Here is a 22,996-nt window from a genome sequence, read left to right on the forward strand (position 1 = left end):
CTGACCTTGCTAGAGATAAATTGGCTGAGCGCATTGTACGTTTTTTTTGTGATAATCACCAGTTTTGCCGCGCTAGTGTATTGATTTATGGTTAAATATTACGTTCAGTATTATTCTTTATTAGGCACTGACAATGACAGCTGATTTTACAACCGCCAAACCGACTCCTGACTTAGCCTTTATATCACAGCATTTATTCACCGCTATCTTGTGGGTCAATGACGAGCTAGTCATTACGTGGCTAAATGCCCAAGCTGAACAACTACTAGCCATCAGCAGTGAACGCTTGCTCAATCAGTCAATATTGACCCTGCTCGCAACCGATGAATTAAAGCTCGACGAGCGCGCTGCGCTGGCTTTGAACCCGGACCAATTGGATAATCAAATCTGCGCCTTGACCGAGCGATTTCATCAAGCAAAGCAATATCAACAACCCTTTATCGATCATGATCACATCATCAAAACCCCACTCAATGGCAACTTACCGCTCTCAGTCGACTATAGCGTGACGCCTGTCATCTATGAGCAGCAACCTTACTTTATCATTGAGATGTGGGGTAAAGACCGTCAAAGCCGTATCTCAGAGGAGCAGCGTCAGCAACAGCAATATAATGTTGCCCGTCATATGCTGCGTTCGGTTGCCCATGAAATCAAAAACCCATTGGCAGGTATTCGCGGCGCGGCACAATTATTACAGCGACAATTTATCAAATTCAGCGAGGCGACTGCTTTACATAACCCTCCGTCTCCTGCTATTAGCGATATAGATTCTGGCGCAAATCCAGCTCCGAATGGCGATAAGCAGTTGCAAAAAACAGCGCAGAAGCTCCGTAGTTATACTGATATCATTATCTCAGAGACCGATCGCTTAACCCACCTTATCGGACAGTTTCTTGGCTCCAATCAGCTACCAAACTGGCAAATGCTTAACATTCATGAGCCACTTGAGCATGTTTTAACCTTAGTGCTCAATCAGTACCCCCAAGTTACACTGCAACGTGATTATGATTTGTCGTTACCCGAGTTATGCGCTGATAAAGATCAGTTGATTCAAGTGTTTTTAAACCTAATTAACAATGCCTGTGAATCAATGACTGAGTTTGAGCAGACACTTCAACAAAACGCGCCAGCCAAAGCTGATCAATTACCTTCAGATATTTTGCATAGTAATCTTGAGGTTGAAAAAAACTATCAACCAAAGCTGCATATTCAAACGCGCGTTGCCTTCCAACATACGATTGGTAGCCAACAGCACAAACAAGCTTTGCAAGTTAGTATTACGGATAACGGCTCAGGGATAGATGCAGCGCTGATTGGGCAGATATTTTTCCCGATGGTGACCAGTCGTGCCGCTGGTACTGGTCTTGGCTTATCGATTGTGCAAGATATTATCAGCTGTCATCATGGTATGATTGACGTCAGCTCGAATCAAGCACAAAGCGCTAACCCAAATTCTAATCCCAGTTATAATTACAATAACAGTCAGACTCGTTTTACGCTGTACTTACCCTTTAAACAGCCCGCAACCGATGCGTAAAAATCATGGCTGAACCTATCAAACAACAACCCTGAATCACTTGCTCATTAGGCCTGATACATGACTGCATATAACGACAACCTTAAATCTAACAGCGACAATCAAGGCTCGAATGATAAAACATCTGGCAGCCAAACGCTTAATAACCAAGCACTTAACAATCAAACACTTAATAACCAAGCTATGAAAGTAACGGTCAATAATGCGCCTGCTGACAACCCTGCGACCTTATGGCTCATCGATGACGATGCAGCGCTGCGCTTGGTGTTGGCGGATACTTTTGAAGATGCAGGGTTGACGGTCATCAGCTTTACCCAAGCACAAGCAGCATGGACACGCCTCAATGATATCTTGCAGCAGCGCGAGTCAGCCACACAGCTACCGGATGTGATATTGACCGATATTCGGATGCCTATGATGGACGGCTTGTCTTTTAGCGACTGGGTGCATAAGCACTTCCCTGCGTTGCCGATTGTCATCATGACAGCTCATTCAGACTTAACCTCTGCCATCAATAGCTATCAGACAGGAGCATTTGAATATCTGCCGAAACCGTTTGACTTAGATGATGCCGTCGCTACGATTTATAAAGCGATTAATTTTCAACCAGACATGGCGAAAATAGATCAACCAAATGAGTCGGATGCCAAAACAACTGCAAATAAATCGCCTGAGACAGATACGAAGTCAACTAGTAAAAATAAAGCCACTCATAACACTAAGACAGCCACCAAAGCCCATAAGACGACTAAAAACAAAGCTGAGATCAAAACTGATTCACAAGCCAATGACAACCCCAGCGGCATCATTGGTCAGTCACAAGCGATGCAAACAGTGTTTCGTGCGATTGGACGATTGGCGCACTCACCCATTACCGTTTTGATTACCGGTGAATCAGGCACAGGGAAAGAGCTGGTCGCCAGTGCCCTGCATCAGCATTCACCGCGTCACCAGCAATCATTCATTGCCCTCAATATGGCCGCGATTCCGCACGATTTGATTGAGTCGGAGTTATTCGGTCACGAAAAAGGTGCGTTCACTGGTGCAACGACGACACGGCAAGGTCGTTTTGAGCAAGCTGATGGTGGTACGTTATTTTTGGATGAAATCGGTGACATGCCGTTTAGCACCCAAACGCGGCTGCTACGGGTATTGGCAAACGGTGAGTTCTTCCGTGTGGGCGGACAGCAACCGGTCAAAGTGGACGTGCGCATCATTGCTGCCACCCATCAAAACTTGGAAGAACTGGTCAAACTAGGTCGGTTCCGTGAAGATTTATTTTATCGTCTCAATGTCATTCGCCTACCGCTACCACCACTACGGACGCGCCGCGAAGATATTCCTGCTTTAACCAGTTATTTTATGCAACGAGCTGCTAAGCAAATGAACACCGCCTTAAAACAGCTACAGCCTGCGGCGCTACAGATTATGCAAGCCTTTGACTGGCGCGGTAATGTGCGTCAACTTGAGAACGTCTGCCTATGGCTAACGGTCATGGCAACCGGAGATACAGTCATGGTTGATGACTTGCCGCCAGAGCTGCTTGAAGCGATGCCAGCAAACACAGAGTTGCAGCCACAACAAACGTCGTCCTCGTCTGAATTTGATCAGTACAACCAACAGCACACCGGTGATAGCTCACACAGCCTCAATATAGATAGCAATAATTTAGACAGCAACAATCTAAATAGCAGTAATCTAAATAGTCAAAATAATCAAACTCAAAATATCGCTAAAAATCCAAGTTGGCAGCAGGCATTGGCAGAGTGGGCCAAACAAGCGCTACAAACAGGCGAAACTGACATCTTGCAAACGGCAACGCCTGAGTTCGAACGAGTGTTACTTACAGCGGCACTCAATCATAGCGGGGGCAAAAAGATAGCGGCTGCCAACTTACTCGGCTGGGGACGTAATACGCTCACCCGTAAATTACAGCAGTTAGATATGTCAGCAGCAGAGACGCAGACCAAAGAGTGATAAAAATGCAAAATCATTGAATTAATAATTCCAGTAAAATCAATTATTTATCATATAAATCAGAAATAATCGTTAAATAATTAGAAATAATTGCAAAAAGGGCTTGTCAAACCATTCAAACTCTATATAATAGCCAACCACTGAGACGCACTACCGAATCAGTTAACTATCTACGTTGTGTTTGAGTTTAAACGTTAATAATGATAGAGTAACGAAAATGGGGCTGTGGCGGAATTGGTAGACGCACCAGATTTAGGTTCTGGCGCCGCAAGGTGTGAGAGTTCGAGTCTCTCCAGCCCCACCATTTTCGGATAGTACATCTTAGACCAAATATCAAAACCTGCTTTTTAGCAGGTTTTTTTGTGTCTGTAATTTAATATCGAGACTGTCTTAGAGACAAAGACAATATTAATTAGAATCTGCATACCAATTTTAAAACGCTTGGTATTAGTATTTTACTAAAGCTAACCTTAGCCTCATGCAATGTTAATTATTAAGCATTGCGTGCATGATAAATCTTTCAGCTTATATATCAAAAATCTTCGTCATATTCTCGTTCAGGAGCGTACTCTCCATCAATTATTATGGAGCACCAGCCAAGATATGATTGGAAAAACTTAAGACTTATCATTTTATATTGGTTTTCTGATACTTTATATATAGACACCATGGCATGATTATAATAAGTATATTCACCTCCAACTCCACTAGGATACAATAAATTCAGTCGTTCTGTATCCCATTCCAATATCTCACCTTTTAGTAAAAATGGATCAAAATCAAAAGTTAGTATAAATTTAGCGTCAATCTTACAAAAACAAGGTATATCTTCTCTTTTGATAAGCTCATTTATTCTAAGGTCTGTTGGTATATGGATTGACAATATCATATTGGACTCTCTTTTATAGTTTCAGCTGATACTAAATTTAAAATCACACCTACTTTTTAGCAGATTTTTTTGTGTCTGGAATTCGGCTATCTACTATCACAAACTCTTTAATACCTCCAACACCTCATCCATACTCCGATATCTTTTCTCCACGCGTTTCGCCAATGCTTTATCTACAATACATTGATAGCGACTATATTCTAGTGGCAAAGCTGGCATAGGCTGTTGACAATGTTGCGTCGCCCAGTCAATCATTGGATCGCTACTTTGTTTATTTATCTTAAACGGTCGCTCGCCCATTAATATCTCAACCATCATTATGCCAAATGCATAAATATCGCTCTGTACCATTGCGCCCTTCCCCTGCCAACGCTCAGGTGCGAGATAGGCAGGTGTACCAGCAGGGCTTCCCTCTTTTAGCTCGTTAAACATCTCTGCCAAGGCAAAATCAGTCAATAATAGATTAGGCATTAAGCTGCTGGCACCTGCATTATTTAGCAAGGAGCTATCGCAAGAAGTATCCAGCAGAATATTGCTAGGCTTAATATCATTGTGTAGCCAGCCAGCCTGATGCAAATTGGCTATCAAGTGTGCGGATTGAGTGATGAAATGATGCTTTTGTGACGCTGTCAATGAACGCTGATTTCGATCACTCAACTGCCCTGCCAAGCTACCATTAGAGTAATAAGGCATGACTACTATTACCAGCTTTTGAGGCTGCTCTAGTATTTGAACGTTTATACAATGATGCGCCAATAGCGGCGGTGAGATAGCATTATCTTCGATTCTTGATAAAGCATTTATAGCAGCTAAAACATCTACTTCGTGAGTTAAATCGAAAGCGATAGGATAAGCGTCGGCACTCAACTGCCATTTAATCATGACATGACCAAATTGCGGATGCTGAGCGCGGGTTAAGCCTTGGAAGTAAGTATTGTCGATGTTTTGCGTTTTGATACCTTGTGTTTTGACAACTTGCGTATGCTCATCTTGCGTTTGTTCTGTGCTTTGCTGAGCAATACGCTGATGTACTATCTCACTAAAATACTGTGCGCCTAGTTCTTGCGTAATAATGAGCAATAGCTGCTGAGCTTGCACCTGCAACGCTTGTATAATAGACGGATTACTGGCACTATTTTCCATGGTATTATTTTTCATATGACCAGTTTCTCATGATAGAGCGAAGCCTTTATCAAACCGCTATTCCTAATTTAAAATTCCTAATTTAAACGCACCCTTAACTGTTAGAGCCACTATGTCACAATCAACCATCCCAACCACGCCATCTAATCAGCCTACTTACGCCCTGCCCGCACCGCTGCTAGATTTGCTCAGTCAATATTTACAAGAGCGGGTTACACCAACTATTGAAATCGATCCGAGCCAGCTTGCTTATCGCTGGGTTGGTGGACGCACTGGCAATTTGGAGCCTTTATCAGTCAACTTGTTTTTGAGCTTAGATGACTTGCATGGTATCGATACGCAAAAGTCTAAGCTGGTACAAAACACCCGTCAGTTTATTAAAGGTTATCCTGCCAATCACGTCTTAATGTCGGGGACACGCGGTGCCGGTAAATCATCATTGATTCGCGCCTTGCTTCAAGCTCATCATAGTGAAGGCTTACGTATTATTGAAGTTGCCCGCGACGATCTGCAAATATTAGATAAGATTCGCGCTGCCATTAATGCCCTACCAGCAGATTGTAATTGCCGCTACATCGTATACTGTGATGACCTAGCTTTTGACGGTCAAGATGAAAGCTATCGTACGCTAAAGAGCGTGCTTGATGGCTCACTAGACTCTGAACAAGACAAACTACTGGTCTATGCCACCAGTAATCGCCGTCGCCTGCTACCGCAAATGATGAAAGACAATATTGATATTTACAATGGGCAGACGGATGAAGTCAACCCCTATGAAGCCATTGATGAGACCGTATCATTATCAGATCGATTCGGTTTATCACTCACTTTCCACCCCATGGATCAGCAGACTTACCTGCATATCGTTCAGCATTACCTAAATTTAGAACAGCAGAAAATCTCAGCTGATATGGATAGTGACGCTAAGACCGTTTTGGAAAGTCAGATCATGCCTGACAAGATCAAAAAGGATGCGCTACGTTGGGCCTCTGAACGTGGTGGTCGCTCAGGACGGGTTGCTTACCAGTTCAGTCGATACTGGAGCGGTATAACGCAATTGGAAATTGCAGACGGTAAGCGCTAAGCCATATCTGGTTATAAGTCATATTTAAGTCTAACCCATGTCTAATCACTGCGTGCAGAACCTAGATACTGCACGCGACCCTCCTCTTGACTGCCCTCTTGATTACCTGCCAAGTCAACTGCACCATCGACCATATATTGGTCAAAATCTGCTGCCAGCCATAGATTGCCTTGATATACACTTTGCGCGTCTAAGCGAATATGCCCCATGTTTGCCGTACTGCTATCTGGGTTATCAAAGCTTTGATAACGCGCGCTAAAATGGGTCAAAATCAAATTCTTAAGCCCGATATCTTGAGCAAATTTGCCCACCAATTGCGCACTACTATGCATGGGGTCAAAGTCTGGATTTTTGGCTTTGATTTTGCTTAAAACTTCATGAGTATAAGTGGCTTCATGCACCAGTAAATCAGTATCGACCAACGCAGAAGTGAGACAAGCTGGCGTATCGTTATCCCCTGCTACCACTACCCGTGTGCGCTTAACGTCGTTATTGACATAATCTGCTGAGCGCAGCTCACGACCGTCTTCGGTCATGACATCTGTACCTTGCTGCAGTTTGCCCCACAGGGCACTTGCTGGAATACCGTCTGCGGTCAACTTATCCGCATTAAGCGTGCGCTGGCTGATAGTCTGAGTGATACCAAAACCATGAGAGGCGACGCGATGTGATAGTGGTGTGATATCGATATCAAGCTGATGCTGGCTGTCTAAACTGATACTTACCTGACCGTTACCCCCACTATCTTTGGACAATAATTCTTCAATCGCCATAAAATTGATGGCAAAGGGCAAATACAACTCTGTAGGGGCGGTGATAGCTTCAAGCAATGTCGCGATGGCTTTTGGTGCAATGAGGGTCAGCGGATCGCGACGTCCTGACATAGCCGCACTCGCCAGCAATCCTGGCAAACCATAGCAATGGTCGCCATGCACATGGGTAATACAAATGGCGGTTAATTGATGTAAGGAGAGCTTAGTGTGCAGCAATTGCTGCTGCGTACCTTCACCGCAATCAATCAATAGCCACGGACGCGATTTTTTAGGCTGCTGACTAGCGCTCGATGAATAAGGATTCAAGCATTCGATCGCTAAGGCAGTGACATTGCGCTGTTTGGTTGGCACCCCTGCTGAAGTACCTAAAAAAGTCAGTTTGAGCATGATTTAGCACTCATAGTACAAAACTATTAATGAATGATACGGCTTATGACAACTGGCATATCATGGTTCGGTCGCCTGCTACCATCTGTCCACCATTGGCAGTACACTCATTGACCATATTGGACTCATAAGACTTCCAACCACCATAAAAACTCGCTACACATAGCAGCACGACCAGCAGTTTTTGTGACCACGCTTTGATAGACACCTGCTGGCTATTGATTTCTTGACGAGCAAGCGATGGGTTAGTATTGACATCGGTATCGATGCTTTTGTTATCAGATTTATTCAGGTCAGACATTACTTTATCCTAAAAAGGTTTTGTCTATACATAAACAAAACCTTTTATCAAAATATTAAATCAAGCGCTTATACATGTGTAAACGCCAGCAACTAAAACTTAAGACGACCGCCCTTTTCTTCTGCGCTCTTAAAGGCCTCACGTTCTTCACAGCGTTTTAGCCAATTTAAAATATTGGTATATTTATTCTTATCTAAGCCCGGACCAGCATTGGCACCTACTACCGCCAGATGCATCTGAATGTCGGCGGCGCTAAAATCTTCACCAGCGAACCAATGATTGTCCTGTAGATGCTGCTCCATCATGTCAAGTATTTTGTTTAAGCTGTTAGCAATCATGCTTTTTTCGACTTTTGCTTTGATGCCCTTGCTAACAGGTTTAATCAACATCGGTGATTGCTCAACCACTTTGGTGAACACCAATCGCATGATGAGCGGTGGCATCACAGACGCTTCAGCGAAATGCAACCAAAACGTATAAGCTTCCCACGCTGCTTCGTTGTCATCGGCAGGTTTGAACTGATGGGCTTTATCATAATGCTTGAGCAGATATTCGATGATAAACCCTGACTCAACCAGCGGGCGACCATCCACTTCCAATATCGGTGCATGACCGATCGGATGTATGGCTTTTAGACTCTCAGGCGCGCGGTAAGCTTTATTGCGCTCATAGCACGTCAGTTGATAATCGGCTTTGAGCTCTTCTAATAACCATAAAATGCGAAACGAGCGTGAGTTTGCTAAATGATGAAGGTGTAACATAAACCATCCTAGTAATAAGTAATTGTGAGTCCGCTATACTATTTTAGGGTGTGTTCTCATTCTGAACATGGTGATAAAAATGAGATAAATTGCAGCCAAACGAGGAAAGTAGCACAGATAATATCGAGATATTAACCAGCTGTTTGACACAGTCTAGCAAGATTTAGCCATTTTTGACCCATTTAGGTATTTTCATTCAGATTGAGGACACGCCCTAGATATCATGTGCCAAATTAGGTCGAGTGTGATACTGCTGCTACTGATAATAGCGTACTTAACGCGGCTTTGACACTACAACTGTGTAGAGTAGTTACGAAAAACAATGCCTGCCAAGTCAACTTTGGTTTTACAACGACACCTGCTTATTTGGCATGGAGCACTTCTATTTTTCGCGTCATTTTGTCTATTTTTTGCTGATACTTCTTAATCTTACGAAACCGATGCGCGGCCAACACGCCTTTAATACGGCGATTTTCTAGACGACGGCGTGGTGGGAAGCTGCCCACTTGTGGCTCATTGTAGCCATGTAAGCGGTCATCACGTTTGCGTCCCAAATAACCCAGCGCACTATCAGCGATCATAATAAGCAATGCCACAAAAATCATGCTGTACATCAGCATGGATCCACCATCATGTAAGTTACGATCCAAAATCGCAATCGAAAATACGAACAAAAATATCGGCTCAAGGTAGCATAAAGTCCCAAATAAGGAGACAGGTAGCTTTTGGCTGGCGACCATCGTCAATGACATCGCAGCGGTACTGATAATGCCTAATAACGGCAGCAGATACCAAAGCTTGTGGTTAGTTATTGCTACTTCAAAACCGCCATTCATATACAGCGCAACCAATACGACTGGCAATAACAACACAAGGTCCGATATAAGACCAGTGATGGGTGGTACGGCTAGATAGCGACGTAGCAGATAGTAAGGAGGATAACCCAAGCAGACAAACAAAGTTGCCCAAGAGATAGCACCATATTCAAAGATATCATAAGCGATACCAAGACCCGCACATACAATGGCAGCCCACTGAAGTAAGCTCATATCCTCATTATAAAAAAATCGACCAACGACGATCATAATCATTGGATATAAAAAGTAACCCAGCGTCACTTCAAGCCCCAAACCATTCACTGGCGCCCACATAAATATCCAGATTTGTGCGCCCAAAATTGGGGTGGGCAATATAAATAAAAACCACTCTTTAGCGTTTTTTAATGTTTTTAGATAGTCAAAAATATGCTGCCATTGTTTTAATACACTTACCAATAGCACCAAACTAAAAAACATCGTTAGCACACGCCACGAAGCGACCTGCGTACCTGATAACGGTTGCAGCAGCAAGCTGAATAAGAACAGCAGAGAGTATAAGAAATTTGCAGCCACAGCAGTGATCGTACCCTGCGAGGTTTGGTTAGTAGTCAGCATCACAGCAGCCTTTAGAGATTGGGGCACATCCTTGGCAATTTTAAAAAAAACAAAAGCCTCAGACGAGAACGTCTGAGGCTTTTGCATATAAGGTCGTCGCGCAATCCAAGATCAACGCTTTTGATATGTCGTGCTTATATCATGGGCTGCATTATGTCAAAGTCAGAATAGATAAGCAATACTGCCTTTCATTTAGTATATCAACTTCTTCGTTGAGTAAGTTTAATGACTCTAAGTGCTTATTTTAAATCAAGTTGCTCAAGTTTTTGCTGTATTTTATTCATCTTTTTTTGGTAACGACGTATCTTGCGAAAACGATGCGCTTTTAGTACGCCATCGATACGCTGATTGATAAAATGGCGTCGCGGTGGGAAACCGCCCACTTGTGGCTCTCTATAACCATAAAGATGATCGTTACGACGACGAACAAGATAGCCTGTGGCACTATCAACCATCATGACCAGAAGCGCAAGCGTAATCATGCCATACATAAAGAGCGAGCCGCCTTCATCGAGGTTTTGACTCAGAACCGTAATGGATAACACAAACAACAGCATCGGCTCTATATAGCTTAACGCCCCAAACAATGATACGGGCAGCTTACTACTCGCAATCATCGTCAGTGACATCGCAAGCGCACTCAAAGCACCAAGTAGCGGCAATAGATACCAAAACTTCATCTCTTGTGCCGCAACGTCAAAACCACCAGTCACATAAAGTATGATGAGCACTACTGGCGTCAGCAGAGTCAAATCAAACAACAGCCCCGTCACTGGTGGCACAGCAAGTGTACGACGCAACAGATAATAAGGTGGGTAGCCCAAGCACACAAACAGCGTCACCCAAGATACCGAACCATACTGAAAAATATCGTAACCGATGCCTAACGCTGCGAATAGTGCGGCTGCCCACTGTAGGACGCTCATATGCTCATGGTAAAAAAATCGACCAAGCACAATCATCACAAGCGGCAATAAAAAATAACCCAGCGTAACGTCCAGACCAAACCCATTAACGGGCGCCCACATAAACAGCCAGATCTGTCCACCCAAAATCGGTGCGGGCAATATAAATATCAACCATTCTTTCAGTGTCTTTAGCGTTTTTATATAATCAAAGACATGCTGCCACTGCTTGGTCAAACTGAGCAATATTACCAAACTTAATAGCATCATAAGGACACGCCATGATGCTACCTGTGTCCCCGTTAAGGGCAACATAAACAGCCCAAATACAAACATCATCGAAAATAAAAAACTCGATGATACCGATGCGACAGTTCCCTGAAAAGTTTGATTGGTCGTAAGCATAACAACAGCCTTAAAAATAGAACCTTATTTACATTATTGAAAAAAATGAGAATCAAAAAATAAAAACCTCCGACGATAACGTCAGAGGCTTTTTTTAGAACAATCATATAAGACTAGGGCGTGTCATCATTTAGATTGTGAGGCTTAAAATGAGGAAAATTGCAGCCAAACAAGAAAGAAATTGCCGTAAATATGAACATATTGACAAGATTTCTGACGATGTTTGGCAAAATTTAACCATTTTAAGACCACTAAATGTATCAATGTGCTAATTGATGACACGCCCTAGATCACAAAGCTAACTACTGAGACATTTATTCGCCGTCTAACTCATCATTATTTGCAATATCGATAGCATCATCAACTTCAGTTGTGGCTGTGTTGCCAGTTGCCGCATCGATGTCTATTTGCTCTTGGCCCTCTACATGCAACGTACCATCTTCTCTCATAGCATCAACTAGCTCATCATCGCTTTCTTCGTGCTCGACACGTGCCATAGCAACCAGTTTTTCATCTTTTGACAGACGAATCAGCGTGACACCTTGCGTATTACGACCAGAGCTAGCGACATGCTCAACTGGCGTACGCACCAACGTCCCTTTGTCAGATATCAAAATAATATCATCGGTAGAGTCAACCTTGGTGGCTCGTACTAACGCACCATTACGCTCACTGGTCTTAATCGCGATTACACCGCCACCACCACGATTTTGGGTATTGAACTCATCGATAAAGGTACGTTTACCAAAGCCTTTTTCACAAGCAATTAGGATTTCGCGGACATCATCTTCGATAACGACTAACGACTTAATGAATTCATCAGCAGCCAGACGCATACCACGGACACCTTTCGCAGTACGACCCATCGCGCGAGCATCATTTTCATCAAAACGAATGGCTTTGCCACTGGAAGCAAACAACATCACTTCTTGGCTACCATTGGTGATACGAGCACTGACTAATTTATCGCCCTCTTCTAATCCAACAGCAATCAAGCCGTTTGATCGAATATTGGCAAACTGCTTAAGCTCTACCCGTTTCACTGTACCATTAGCAGTTGCAAAGAATACAAAAGGTGGCTCTGCTTGATTGATATCTTCTGATAACTCATCATCACCCTCTATTAAGGTGTCTGTTAATGATGTGTCACCTTTTACCGGTAGCTCTTCTACTATCTTTGGAATAGGCAAGATAGTTGTCACGGTTTCATCAGGATTTAACCCAATTAAATTCACTAATGGACGACCACGGGCACCGCGACTGGCAATCGGTACTTCAAAGCCGCGTAGGCTAAAGACACGTCCACTATCAGTGAAGCACAATACTGTAGAATGCGTTGAGGTCACTACTAGATGATCAATCACATCGTCTTCTTTCATCGCAGTCGCAGATTTGCCTTTACCACCACGTTTTTGCGCAACATAATCATCAATTGGCTGGGTTTTCGCATAACCAGTACGAGAAACGGTCATGACTACGGTTTGCTCTGGGATAAGGTCTTCACGGTTAAAGTCCATACGCGAATCAATAATATCAGTGCGGCGCTCATCACCGAAGTTCTCACGAATCTCAATCATCTCATTAGAGATAATGGTCATTAGCTTGTCAAAATCGCCAAGGATAGACTCTAAATGGGCGATTTCACGCAGTAAATCTTGGTATTCTTCGGTCAGTTTGTCTTGCTCAAGACCTGTTAGACGATGCAGTTGCATATCTAAAATAGCATTGACCTGTTCAAGTGATAAGCGATAATGCTCATTACCCTCAATCAGACCAAACGGTGCTTTTGGATCTTCGCCTTCGATGAAGTCAGGACGTACTGATTGACTGCCAGCAGCGGTTAGCATCGCCACGACACTGCCTGAACCCCATGTGTTGTTTAATAAGCTCTCACGTGCCAAGCCGCGGTTTGCAGACGCTTTAATTGCAGCGATAATTTCATCAATATTCGCCAGTGCAACGGTCAAGCCTTCGAGCAGATGACCACGGACACGGGCTTTGTTTAGCTCATAAATGGTACGGCGCGTCACCACTTCTTGACGATGACGTACAAAAGCAGCAATGAGCTGACGTAAGGTCAATAATTTTGGCTGACCATTATCGAGCGCCACCATATTGATACTAAAGCTAGACTCAAGCGGTGTTTGGAGGAATAAATTATTGACGATAACTTCAGCCGTCTCGCCGCGACGCAAATCAATGGCGATACGCATGCCGTCTTTATCAGACTCATCACGAATCTCAGTAATACCTTCGATTTTTTTGTCACGTACCAGCTCAGCGATACGCTCAATGAGCTTGGCTTTATTGGTCTGATAAGGTACTTCGGTAAATACAATGCGCTCACGATCACGGTTGACGCCCGTATCGCTCATCGCTTCAATGATATAGCGACCACGTATGTGCAAGCGGCCTTTACCGGTGCGATAAGCATCCAAAATACCTGCACGACCGTAGATAATACCGCCCGTGGGAAAGTCAGGACCGGAGATATGGGTCATCAGCTCTTCAGCTGATATTTGCGGATTTTCGGCATATGCCAAGCACGCATTAATGACTTCGGTCAGGTTATGCGGTGCCATATTGGTCGCCATGCCGACTGCAATACCAGTCGCACCATTGACCAACAAGTTAGGCACACGCGCAGGCAACACGCTTGGCATGCGCTCAGAGCCATCGTAGTTGTCTTCCCAGTCGACAGTGTCTTTGTCGAGATCAGCCAGCATCTGATGGGTCAGCTTGGTCATACGTACTTCGGTATAACGCATAGCCGCCGGTGGATCATCATCAATCGAGCCAAAGTTACCTTGACCATCAACCATCGGGTAACGCAAACTAAAGTCCTGCGCCATCCGTACAATTGCATCATAGACCGCACTATCGCCATGCGGGTGATATTTACCGATGACATCACCGACCACACGCGCCGACTTCTTATAGGCTTTATTGTAGTCATTAGACAGCACGTGCATCGCATACATCACACGGCGATGCACTGGTTTGAACCCATCACGCACATCAGGCAGCGCGCGCGAGACGATCACGCTCATCGCATAATCCAAATAGGATTGCTTTAATTCATCCACGATGGCAATAGGACTGATCGAGTCGCTCATATACACTCCTTCACTCACATAATTTCTCTAAGGATTGCACACCTTAAAAAGGTTTAAGCTGATACAAAAATATAGCTGCACAAATGCGCAACTATGATTGTTATATAAACGCTAAAAAACACCTCAAAACGTGCAAAACCATAGGAAAATGGCGATACGGTTTTTGTTAAAAGTAATGTTGAATAAAAGAAGCTATTTTAGCACAAATTTGTTGATTTAGGGGGTTCTGACTGTCATTAAAATCAAGCAAAACAGCTCATTAGCGCAGGTTTTTAGATCCAGTAATATCCACCGAAATATCTTTAATGACATACTCGCTTAGACTGGCTAATTTTGCCATTTTTACAGACGCATTCACCATCTTTTGAGCAATGAGAAACGCCGCCCATCTTACCGGAGCAAGGCGTGTTTTTTGCTTGTGCTTGACTCATAGGCAATCATACAAAGGTGAGCGCTAGCAAAGATAACATTATTGACTTCATTGTTTTATCCTCCTAAAAAATAATGGGTTTATACATAAAAAAAACTGCACCCACTGGGATGCAGTTTTTTGACATCATTCATCTGTAAATAACTTATTGCCGCTTGGTCATATTAAGTTCGGTTGGCACTGGCACTGGCACTGAAGTCTTGATTAAAGAATTCACGAGTGGCGTCAGTACAAGCACTAGCGACTAAACCACCATGATAGCTAGATAAGAGGCCAGCTCCAGCAGCGTCGACATTATTATTAAATCGCGACTGAATATTATCAATAGTATTGGTCATTAGCCAAGGGTTTGCTAATGCTGATTGACCTAAAGGCAGCAACGTTGGAATGCCACGACCCGCTTCATTCTCGTTATCGACATCGAGAACAGTGATATTTAGATTGGCTTGTTGCAGCTGAGCAGTCATTGCACCTGTATTTAAATCATAATATACCGTTGGATCACGATGACCACCACATAACAATGTTGGCATCTTTGGTACATATCCTCGTAAATCGTTGTCTTTTAGAGCTTTACGAAGCTCGTTCTGTGGAGAAGCGGCTGGTATTCCAGCTGGTGTTGCTGCTGTCAAACCATCAGGATTTGCAAGCACATCTGTCACATAAGCGGCACGAAAGTCCGTCTTAATGAGATAGTTATCAGGAGAAAATCCTAGAAATGCAAAAGGTAGTGTACTAAAAGGTAGCTGATCAAGTACTGCATTGCCAGTAGATTTTGACTGGAACAGCGCAAATCCAGGCAGTTTATTATCCTCGACTAATTGCTCAAAACTTGAGTCACTTGGAAGGATAGTATTAGCATACTGGTCAGTGAAAATCTCATTAACATTATTATAAATGTTTGGATACTTTTTCTGTAATCCTGTCGTTAATAATGGCGCAAATCGCGTTGCACCAAGGTTAACGCTCCCTGTAAAGATAGCATCACCAAAGGCAGCCAAAGCATAAGGGCCTGATAAAGGCGCAATGGCTGTCACTGGTTTGTTTTGTGCTTCTAGCGCTCTAGCAGTAGCCATAGCAACATGACCGCCCTGCGAATATCCTGAAATATATAGCTCGCCTGAATCATCGATATTGGCGTAATTGGTATTTTTATCTCGTTTTTGTGCATCGATAACGATACGCGAGCTATTCAACGCATCAATCATATCAGCAGATTGCTGCTCAGCAACTAAGTACGGATGATAATCAAGCTCTGAATCATCATAGCCAGCATAGTTAGGGGCTACGACGATATAGCCTTGCGCGGCAAAGTTTGCTGCTATCAAGGTGGCTTCACCCGAGCCTGAATTTTGAGGATTGCCAACTTGGCTAAAGTCATAGCTTTTATCGGTAGTCGTACCATGAGCATATAATAATACTGGACGATCACCCGAACAGTCTGCACCCTCACCACTAGGAAGCATTAAAGCAGCAGTTGCATTGGTAACCTCGCCTGCTGACCCTACCGTTTGATAGGTAACTTTTTCTACTTTAATATCACACTTAGCATCAGGCGTACCAGCATTTTCCAATCCAGGAATACCATCTATTTGAGCAGTACTGAAAGCACTAATTGTCTCAACGCTAGTAGGGAAAATGACGGATGCTGTGTCGTTATCATCGTCGTCATCTCCACAACCGGTGAGTAGTAAAGCACTGGCAACGGCTACTGACAATAAGCAGCGTGACATCGTTGGTGTTTTAGTAGTGATAGACATGGATTGATAAGTAGGGGCAGATAATTTGCCGCTGGTATCCGTGGTGGATTTGATCATGGTTGCTGTCCTTAGCAATGGTAAATCAGACGTTTGCTGAAATTTTTTGGCAGTAAATGCCGTTTAGTTTGGCAGCTTTTTTCATCAATGATTTGTATTAAGCACTTTTTAGCAAAATTTGCTCAATAGTTATTGTTTCTTAAACCTTAGGGTCTGTTGAACATTCAAATATGGTACTGGCAGTGGCTATTTTTTAGACAATACGCAGTGAAATTTTTGACGCCTAGTCGTTCTAGGGTAGACAATTTCGCCATGTATTGGCAAAAAATAGCCCTGCCCCTGCTTGTATACTTGGGGCTGATGCTAAAATCACTCCAAACGTTGTTGTAAACCTAGCTAAGGTCTCGACATTATCGTCGGTTTACGCCTAGTTTGATGCGATTTTAGCGATCAGCAGTTCTAATATTTGAATGTTCAACAGACCCCACTATTTATACCGTAAAATTTTATGAAAAGCTACTGGAAAACATGCGCTGAGTGGCGTCTTTTACCTTATGCAGAAAATTTTGTTGCCGTTAAAGCAATTCTAGCTTAGCTTTAGTCTTTGTTGTACGATGTTCCAAATTTAACCCTAATACAGATATCACCCTATGCAAACCAGCAGTCAAAGCACGAAAGAAACCAACAGCCAATCGACAGATCTCACAAAAGAAACAGCGATGCAAGACGAGACGCGCACTGATCGTAGTTTTGACACGATTGCCGATTATTTTGAAAAAAAGGTCTACGGTGGTCTTAAAGGCGACATTCGACTGGCAGTATTGCGCCGTGATATCTTTGCCTATACAGCGCAGATGAGTAAAGAGCTTGGGCGACCTTTGCGGGTTTTAGATGTGGGTGCAGGACTTGCACAGATTGCGATTGAGCTTGCGGCTCAAGGGCATAGCGTGGTCATCAATGACATCTCTGCCAATATGTTAGAGAAAGCAAAAGCGAGCGCCGCAGAAATCGATAAGAATCTAGATATACGCTGGTATGTGTGCCCTTATCAAGAGATAGAGGATAAGTTAGCAATCGATGAGTTGCAGAATAAAGACAGTATGGCTAAGAATGCTGAGAAAACAGCTAAGTTTGATTTGATAATGTCGCATGCCCTACTCGAATGGCTCGCAGAACCAGCAGCGATTATGGATTTTTGTGATCGGCTATTGGCTGAGCATGGCGCGCTGTCATTGTGCTTTTATAATCCAGCGAGCTTTGACTATCGTAATCTGATTATGGGTAATTTTAATCTGCTCGATAACACTGATTATAAGGCTGACACTAAAAAAAGCCTGACGCCTAATTATCCGGTCGCCAAAGAAGAAGTCGAGTCTTGGCTCACCACACATCATTACCAAACCATTCTAACCAGTGGCTTGCGCGTGTTTCATGATTATGCGCCGCTCAAGCGCGGTGGTCATAATGATCCTGATGCAGTCATACGCATGGAGCTGCGCTACTCACAACGAGAGCCGTATAAATGGCTGGGTCGCTATCTGCATATAATGGCAACTCGTTAAGTTGAATACGCTGAATGATGACGAGCGTTTAAATCATGATTTGCTAAAGCGACTATCTGGCTTCTGCCACGCGCTCGGACCGATCGTACTCTGACCAAGTCGTCGCATTGATGTCTTTTTCATCAAAAACAACAACGTGCTCAAGTATCGGCAAAATCCCAATTTGCGAGCCAATCTCATGATTATGATGACTGGCGACCAAGGATAAAACTGTCTGCCCATCATCGAGTTGCAAACGATACAGATAATTGGCACCGCGAAAGACGCGCCCAATCACCAAAGCGGTCTGCGTACTATCATCATCATGGATTATATCGTCAGGGCGCACGAGCACCTTAATCGGAGTGCCATTGGGATAATCGTACTCACAATATTGCGGCTGACCTGACTCATCATAAACTTCCATGCGACGGTAAATATCACCTAACGCGGTCTCGACGTGACCTTCTTTGATAATGCCATCTATCATCGCACCTTCACCGACAAACTCAGCAACAAACGGACTGATTGGCTCATGATATAGCTCGCTTGGTGTCGCCCATTGTACCAATCGACCTTTATCCATGACCCCTACTTTATCCGCCAGCGCGAAAGCCTCATTTTGATCATGAGTCACCAAAATAGCGGTGGTATTGGTACGTTTGAGAATATCGCGGACATTCATCGCCAATGACTCACGCAGTACCACATCCAAATTAGAAAACGGCTCATCGAGTAGCAAGAGTTTGGGATTGGGCGCTAACGCTCGTGCCAAAGCAACGCGTTGTTGCTGTCCACCTGAGAGCTCATTGGGACGTTTGTCAGCATGCTCCGTCAATTCAACGAGGCTTAGCATTTCAGCCACGCGGGCTTTTTTGTCGGCTGCTGACCATTTATTAAGACCAAAAGCGATGTTTTTTGCTACGCTTAAATGCCCGAATAACGCATAGTCTTGAAATACCATGCCCATGCCACGTTTGGCTGGCGCGACGGCAAACGAGGTCGTCGACGTCTGTTCTGTCAAGCGTTGGTTATTTAAGCCAATCGTGCCGCGACGACTTTGCTCTAGCCCTGCAATGGCTCGCAATGCCGTGGTCTTGCCGCAGCCGCTATAACCTAAAAAGCAGCCAATCTCGCCTTGCTGTAAGCTTAGCGATAGTCCATTAACGATGATGGTATCTTCATAACCGACGATTAAATCTTGGACGCTAAAGTAAGGACTGGTCGCGATATTTGTCTCAGTATATGCGGCAGAATTACTATCATGATTAACGGTATTATTATCCTGCATTTGGTAAACTTCATCTGTTGATACTGGTGATTTTTTTACATTATCAGCGTGCACTTTCACTTTAGCCGTCGCCGACTGAGGATTGGCTGGGTCTGTTGAGTCTTTAATCAAGTCAGTATACATAGATGGTACCAGTAAGCGATTAATGAATAAAACCAATAAATAAAATGGTAAAAAATTATGGTACTAATGAATCCTTGAGCGCGAGCAACTCTGTCTTTAACTTCTTAAATAATAAACGGCAATGTCTTAAATAATAAACTGTTTTCAACTTATCCCTGCTTATCACTTTGGCGCAGCAGTATCCAAACAGGAATAAGACCGACCAACACAATCAGCAAACTTGGCAATGCTGCTCTGCCCCACATGCCTTCGCTGGTCATCTCAAATACCCGCACTGCTAGCGTATCCCAGCCTTGTCGCCGTGTCATCAAGGTGATCGGCATCTCTTTCATCACTTCGACAAAACCCATCAATAAAGCAGTTAGCACCCCAGGGCTGAGTACAGGCAACATCACTTGCCGCCAACGCTGATAAGGGCTGTCACTCAGTAATTTAGCAGCCGCTTCCTGATTGACAGTCAGTCGCTGTAACTGCCGATCGACTGGCTGAAAGCTTACGGTCATAAAGCGCGTCGATAAGGCAAGGAGCATCACGATCACACTACCCGACAGCACTTGCTCTGAGGTCACACCAAACGCAATCAGCTGATTGTCTATCCAAGCAATTGGGATAAATATGCCAACAGCTAGTACTGTACCCGGTACGACATAGCCCAAATTGGCTAGAGTGGTCATAAGCTTGGTTGATTTATCAGGATATTGGCGTTTAATCCACGCAATGATGATGGCTAAAAAAGCAATGAAAATGGTGGTCATGCTCGCAATCATGAGACTGTTGGTAACAAAATCAATATAACGGGCGTCAAAATCTTGGCGGAAGTTTAACGCGGTCCAGTAGATCAACTGCAAGAACGGTATTAGGAAAGCCAGCAAAAACACCAGTGTACATAGGAATGTCATGGCCAGCTTAGCAGACGCGCTGGCTTCAAAACGCTGATTGCTGCCTTGGGTAACTATATTACCGCGTTTGGCTTGCCAATACTGCTCAAACAATACGACGATAAATACCACACCGATTAATAAAGCGGCTAATTGTGCGGCAGTCGTTAGACTAAAAAAGCCAAACCAAGCCTTGTAAATAGCCGTCGTAAACGTGTCGACATTGAAGACCGAAACCGCACCAAAATCTGCAAGCGTTTCCATACTGGCGAGTAACAATCCGCCAATTATCCACGGCAATGCTTGCGGTAATGCCAAGCGAAAAAACACGCGACTGCGGCTTAAACCAAGCATTTGACCCGCTTCAATCGCTCGCCTGCCTTGTGACAAAAAGGCCTGACGCGCTAGCAAATAAACGTAGGGATAAAATGCCAATGACAACACCAAACCTGCGCCCCAGACATTGCGTACTGACGGAATGGCTGTATCGATGCCTAACTCTCGTAAACCTGTCTGTAGCGGTCCACTAAAATCAACAATACCGACGGTAACAAATGCCAGTACATAAGCTGGTATCGCCAGCGGTAGCATCAGCGCCCACGAAAAAAAGCGCTGTCCGGGAAAGCGATACATGCTGGTGATCCAAGCAAGTGCGGTGCCGATACTGCCAGAGATAACCGTCACCATCACCAATAAAATCGCGGTATTTTTGAGGACTTGTGGCAGCACATACTCGCGCATGTGCGTCCAGATGTCTGCCACTGGCTGCGTCCATGACAGCAGGACGATGAGAATTGGTACCAGCATAAACAACGAAATCAGTCCTAAGACTGATTTTGAGAGGATACGTTTGCGAACGGCATGGTCTTGACTAACAGCCAAACTACTATGGTCACTGCCATTGTTATTGTCGTTGGCTGTCTTGTCTTGACGAACAGACGCATTTGGCGTTGTTATCATATAATTATTACCATGTCATACGCATAGAGTTCCCGATCTAATTCGCCTATCGCACACCCAAAACCACCATTTTCTCTGTCAAACTTGCTCAGTTTACTGTGCTGCTTACTAAGAGTCATACTGACATTTATCTGATGGCTACTGTCATTTTTTGGGCGTGGTTGGCTTGTAATACTCTACTTATAACCTGCTTTGTCCATCATTTGAATCGCTTGGGTTTGACGCTCGCCAAACTTTTGCACGTTGATATCATCTTTTTTGAATTCGCCCCATGATCTGAGCATATCTGACTCATCAACGCCTTCTTTGACTGGATATTCTTTATCAGAGCTGGCATAGAGACCTTGGGCTTTATCCGAAGACAACCATTCCATTAATTTGAGGGCGCCATCAGGATTGTCTGAGCCTGTCACCACACCTGCCCCAGAAATATTCACGTGGGTACCAGTAGTGCCTTGGTTTGCCCAAAAGACTTTGACAGGAAAATCAGGCTGCTCATCGAGCAAGCGACCATAGTAGTAGCTGTTAGACAAGCCTACTTCACACTGACCGGCAGCGATAGCCTTTAACATGCTAGTGTCATCACTAAAGACGTCAGTGGCTAAATTATCTACCCAACCACGAATGACGGCTTCGGTTTTTTCTTCGCCTAAGTTTTCAATCATGCTGGCAACCAATGACTGGTTATACACAGAGTTTGAGGTGCGCAAACAAAGCTTGCCTTTCCATTTTGGATCCGCTAAATCTGCATAAGTGGATAACTGGTCGGCGCTGACTTTACTTGGGTCATACATGATAGTACGGGCACGTAATGACAGACCCGTCCATTGACCTTTTGGATCACGATACTTTGCAGGGACATTGGCTTCTAATACCGCCGATGCCACTGGTTGGAGCAATCCTTGTTCTGTGGCTTGCCACAAATTACCCGCATCTACAGTCAATAGCATATCCGCTGGCGTATTTTGACCTTCCGCTTGCAAGCGTGCCATCAATGGACCACTTTTATCAGTGACCAGTTCAATTTTGACACCTGTTTCTTCTGTATAGCGGTCTAGCAAAGGTTTGATCAGCTGCTCGTTACGTGATGAGTAGATCGTAATCGTCTGTCCTTCAGCACTCGTCGCGCCATCGTTAGCCACTTCTTGCTCGCTACTGGCTGGCGCCGCTTCAGCATCAACGCTTTCTTCTGGCGTAGAGGAATTGCTACAACCCGCAAGTCCTAACATCATGCCAAATACGGCAACAGGTAAAGTAAGCTTGGTAGAAGGTAAATTTGCGCTGAAAGCTTTCAATGACATGGTT

The 22,996-nt window shown here is 44.1% G+C and carries 17 protein-coding genes and 1 tRNA gene; 5 read left to right on the forward strand and 13 right to left on the reverse strand.

Going from position 1 to position 22,996, the window contains the following annotated elements; genetic code table 11:
* The first annotated feature begins 133 nt into the window (after positions 1 to 133).
* The 3 genes from J5X94_RS03520 (at position 134) to J5X94_RS03530 (ending at position 3,818) form a co-directional block, all read left to right on the forward strand.
* A complete protein-coding gene (locus tag J5X94_RS03520) occupies positions 134 to 1,537 on the forward strand; it encodes a two-component system sensor histidine kinase NtrB (protein WP_210540146.1) in 1,404 nt (467 codons plus the stop codon).
* A gap of 183 nt (positions 1,538 to 1,720) precedes the next feature.
* A complete protein-coding gene (locus J5X94_RS03525) occupies positions 1,721 to 3,514 on the forward strand; it encodes a sigma 54-interacting transcriptional regulator (protein ID WP_210540526.1) in 1,794 nt (597 codons plus the stop codon).
* A 219-nt stretch (positions 3,515 to 3,733) separates the two neighbouring features.
* Positions 3,734 to 3,818, forward strand: a tRNA-Leu gene (locus J5X94_RS03530).
* Positions 3,819 to 4,046: 228 nt separating this feature from the next.
* On the opposite strand, the gene J5X94_RS03535 is transcribed toward J5X94_RS03530, so the two are convergent.
* A complete protein-coding gene (locus tag J5X94_RS03535; protein WP_210540147.1) occupies positions 4,047 to 4,403 on the reverse strand; it encodes a hypothetical protein in 357 nt (118 codons plus the stop codon).
* A gap of 96 nt (positions 4,404 to 4,499) precedes the next feature.
* Positions 4,500 to 5,561 (reverse strand): serine/threonine protein kinase, encoded by a 1,062-nt coding sequence (locus J5X94_RS03540; protein WP_228293142.1) that lies wholly within the window; start codon positions 5,559 to 5,561, stop codon positions 4,500 to 4,502.
* A 97-nt stretch (positions 5,562 to 5,658) separates the two neighbouring features.
* On the opposite strand from J5X94_RS03540, the gene J5X94_RS03545 reads away from it, so the two are divergent.
* On the forward strand, positions 5,659 to 6,630 hold the full coding sequence (locus J5X94_RS03545; protein ID WP_210540149.1) for an ATP-binding protein: 972 nt from the start codon (positions 5,659 to 5,661) through the stop codon (positions 6,628 to 6,630).
* Positions 6,631 to 6,671: 41 nt separating this feature from the next.
* On the opposite strand, the gene J5X94_RS03550 is transcribed toward J5X94_RS03545, so the two are convergent.
* The 8 genes from J5X94_RS03550 to J5X94_RS03585 form a co-directional block, all read right to left on the reverse strand.
* Positions 6,672 to 7,790, reverse strand: a complete 1,119-nt coding sequence (locus J5X94_RS03550) for a ribonuclease Z (RefSeq protein WP_210540151.1) — start codon at positions 7,788 to 7,790, stop codon at positions 6,672 to 6,674.
* 43 nt (positions 7,791 to 7,833) lie between these two features.
* Positions 7,834 to 8,091 carry a hypothetical protein gene (locus tag J5X94_RS03555; RefSeq protein WP_010200262.1) on the reverse strand — a complete coding sequence of 86 codons (258 nt, stop codon included), beginning with the start codon at positions 8,089 to 8,091 and terminating at the stop codon, positions 7,834 to 7,836.
* A 92-nt stretch (positions 8,092 to 8,183) separates the two neighbouring features.
* Positions 8,184 to 8,852: a glutathione S-transferase gene (locus J5X94_RS03560; RefSeq protein WP_210540152.1), complete on the reverse strand. Its 669-nt coding sequence runs from the start codon at positions 8,850 to 8,852 to the stop codon at positions 8,184 to 8,186.
* Positions 8,853 to 9,214: 362 nt separating this feature from the next.
* The gene (gene rarD / locus J5X94_RS03565) at positions 9,215 to 10,285 is read right to left on the reverse strand and encodes an EamA family transporter RarD (protein ID WP_189580452.1); all 1,071 of its coding nucleotides are present in this window, start codon (positions 10,283 to 10,285) and stop codon (positions 9,215 to 9,217) included.
* A gap of 239 nt (positions 10,286 to 10,524) precedes the next feature.
* Positions 10,525 to 11,595 carry an EamA family transporter RarD gene (gene rarD, locus J5X94_RS03570; RefSeq protein WP_210540154.1) on the reverse strand — a complete coding sequence of 357 codons (1,071 nt, stop codon included), beginning with the start codon at positions 11,593 to 11,595 and terminating at the stop codon, positions 10,525 to 10,527.
* A gap of 314 nt (positions 11,596 to 11,909) precedes the next feature.
* On the reverse strand, positions 11,910 to 14,711 hold the full coding sequence (gene gyrA, locus J5X94_RS03575) for a DNA gyrase subunit A (protein ID WP_210540156.1): 2,802 nt from the start codon (positions 14,709 to 14,711) through the stop codon (positions 11,910 to 11,912).
* Positions 14,712 to 15,013: 302 nt separating this feature from the next.
* Entirely contained in the window at positions 15,014 to 15,142 is a 129-nt protein-coding gene (locus J5X94_RS14000) for a hypothetical protein (RefSeq protein WP_266097129.1), read from the reverse strand.
* Positions 15,143 to 15,305: 163 nt separating this feature from the next.
* Entirely contained in the window at positions 15,306 to 16,958 is a 1,653-nt protein-coding gene (locus J5X94_RS03585; protein ID WP_210540157.1) for an alpha/beta hydrolase family protein, read from the reverse strand.
* A 590-nt stretch (positions 16,959 to 17,548) separates the two neighbouring features.
* On the opposite strand from J5X94_RS03585, the gene J5X94_RS03590 reads away from it, so the two are divergent.
* The gene (locus J5X94_RS03590) at positions 17,549 to 18,460 is read left to right on the forward strand and encodes a methyltransferase domain-containing protein (protein WP_210540159.1); all 912 of its coding nucleotides are present in this window, start codon (positions 17,549 to 17,551) and stop codon (positions 18,458 to 18,460) included.
* Positions 18,461 to 18,512: 52 nt separating this feature from the next.
* On the opposite strand, the gene J5X94_RS03595 is transcribed toward J5X94_RS03590, so the two are convergent.
* The 3 genes from J5X94_RS03595 to J5X94_RS03605 all read right to left on the reverse strand — a co-directional run bounded on the left by J5X94_RS03595 (position 18,513) and on the right by J5X94_RS03605 (position 22,992).
* Positions 18,513 to 19,853, reverse strand: a complete 1,341-nt coding sequence (locus tag J5X94_RS03595; RefSeq protein ID WP_210540161.1) for an ABC transporter ATP-binding protein — start codon at positions 19,851 to 19,853, stop codon at positions 18,513 to 18,515.
* Positions 19,854 to 20,002: 149 nt separating this feature from the next.
* Entirely contained in the window at positions 20,003 to 21,691 is a 1,689-nt protein-coding gene (locus J5X94_RS03600; RefSeq protein WP_210540163.1) for an ABC transporter permease, read from the reverse strand.
* A gap of 176 nt (positions 21,692 to 21,867) precedes the next feature.
* Positions 21,868 to 22,992 carry an extracellular solute-binding protein gene (locus J5X94_RS03605; RefSeq protein ID WP_210540165.1) on the reverse strand — a complete coding sequence of 375 codons (1,125 nt, stop codon included), beginning with the start codon at positions 22,990 to 22,992 and terminating at the stop codon, positions 21,868 to 21,870.
* Between the last annotated feature and the right edge of the window lie 4 nt (positions 22,993 to 22,996).

Source organism: Psychrobacter sp. K31L (genome assembly GCF_017942195.1).
Classification (GTDB): Bacteria; Pseudomonadota; Gammaproteobacteria; order Pseudomonadales; family Moraxellaceae; genus Psychrobacter; species Psychrobacter glaciei.

Bases quoted from the DNA above. Each gene is read 5' to 3' on its own strand.
- J5X94_RS03605 (WP_210540165.1), bottom strand. From the start codon at position 22,992: ATGTCATTGAAAGCTTTCAGCGCAAATTTACCTTCTACCAAGCTTACT.
- J5X94_RS03585 (WP_210540157.1), bottom strand. From the start codon at position 16,958: ATGATCAAATCCACCACGGATACCAGCGGCAAATTATCTGCCCCTACT.
- J5X94_RS03600 (WP_210540163.1), bottom strand. From the start codon at position 21,691: ATGATAACAACGCCAAATGCGTCTGTTCGTCAAGACAAGACAGCCAAC.
- rarD (WP_210540154.1), bottom strand. From the start codon at position 11,595: ATGCTTACGACCAATCAAACTTTTCAGGGAACTGTCGCATCGGTATCA.
- J5X94_RS03555 (WP_010200262.1), bottom strand. From the start codon at position 8,091: ATGTCTGACCTGAATAAATCTGATAACAAAAGCATCGATACCGATGTC.
- J5X94_RS03535 (WP_210540147.1), bottom strand. From the start codon at position 4,403: ATGATATTGTCAATCCATATACCAACAGACCTTAGAATAAATGAGCTT.
- J5X94_RS03590 (WP_210540159.1), top strand. From the start codon at position 17,549: ATGCAAACCAGCAGTCAAAGCACGAAAGAAACCAACAGCCAATCGACA.
- J5X94_RS03525 (WP_210540526.1), top strand. From the start codon at position 1,721: ATGAAAGTAACGGTCAATAATGCGCCTGCTGACAACCCTGCGACCTTA.
- J5X94_RS03545 (WP_210540149.1), top strand. From the start codon at position 5,659: ATGTCACAATCAACCATCCCAACCACGCCATCTAATCAGCCTACTTAC.
- J5X94_RS03560 (WP_210540152.1), bottom strand. From the start codon at position 8,852: ATGTTACACCTTCATCATTTAGCAAACTCACGCTCGTTTCGCATTTTA.
- gyrA (WP_210540156.1), bottom strand. From the start codon at position 14,711: ATGAGCGACTCGATCAGTCCTATTGCCATCGTGGATGAATTAAAGCAA.
- J5X94_RS03595 (WP_210540161.1), bottom strand. From the start codon at position 19,853: ATGTATACTGACTTGATTAAAGACTCAACAGACCCAGCCAATCCTCAG.
- J5X94_RS03550 (WP_210540151.1), bottom strand. From the start codon at position 7,790: ATGCTCAAACTGACTTTTTTAGGTACTTCAGCAGGGGTGCCAACCAAA.
- J5X94_RS03540 (WP_228293142.1), bottom strand. From the start codon at position 5,561: ATGAAAAATAATACCATGGAAAATAGTGCCAGTAATCCGTCTATTATA.
- rarD (WP_189580452.1), bottom strand. From the start codon at position 10,285: ATGCTGACTACTAACCAAACCTCGCAGGGTACGATCACTGCTGTGGCT.
- J5X94_RS03520 (WP_210540146.1), top strand. From the start codon at position 134: ATGACAGCTGATTTTACAACCGCCAAACCGACTCCTGACTTAGCCTTT.
- J5X94_RS14000 (WP_266097129.1), bottom strand. From the start codon at position 15,142: ATGAGTCAAGCACAAGCAAAAAACACGCCTTGCTCCGGTAAGATGGGC.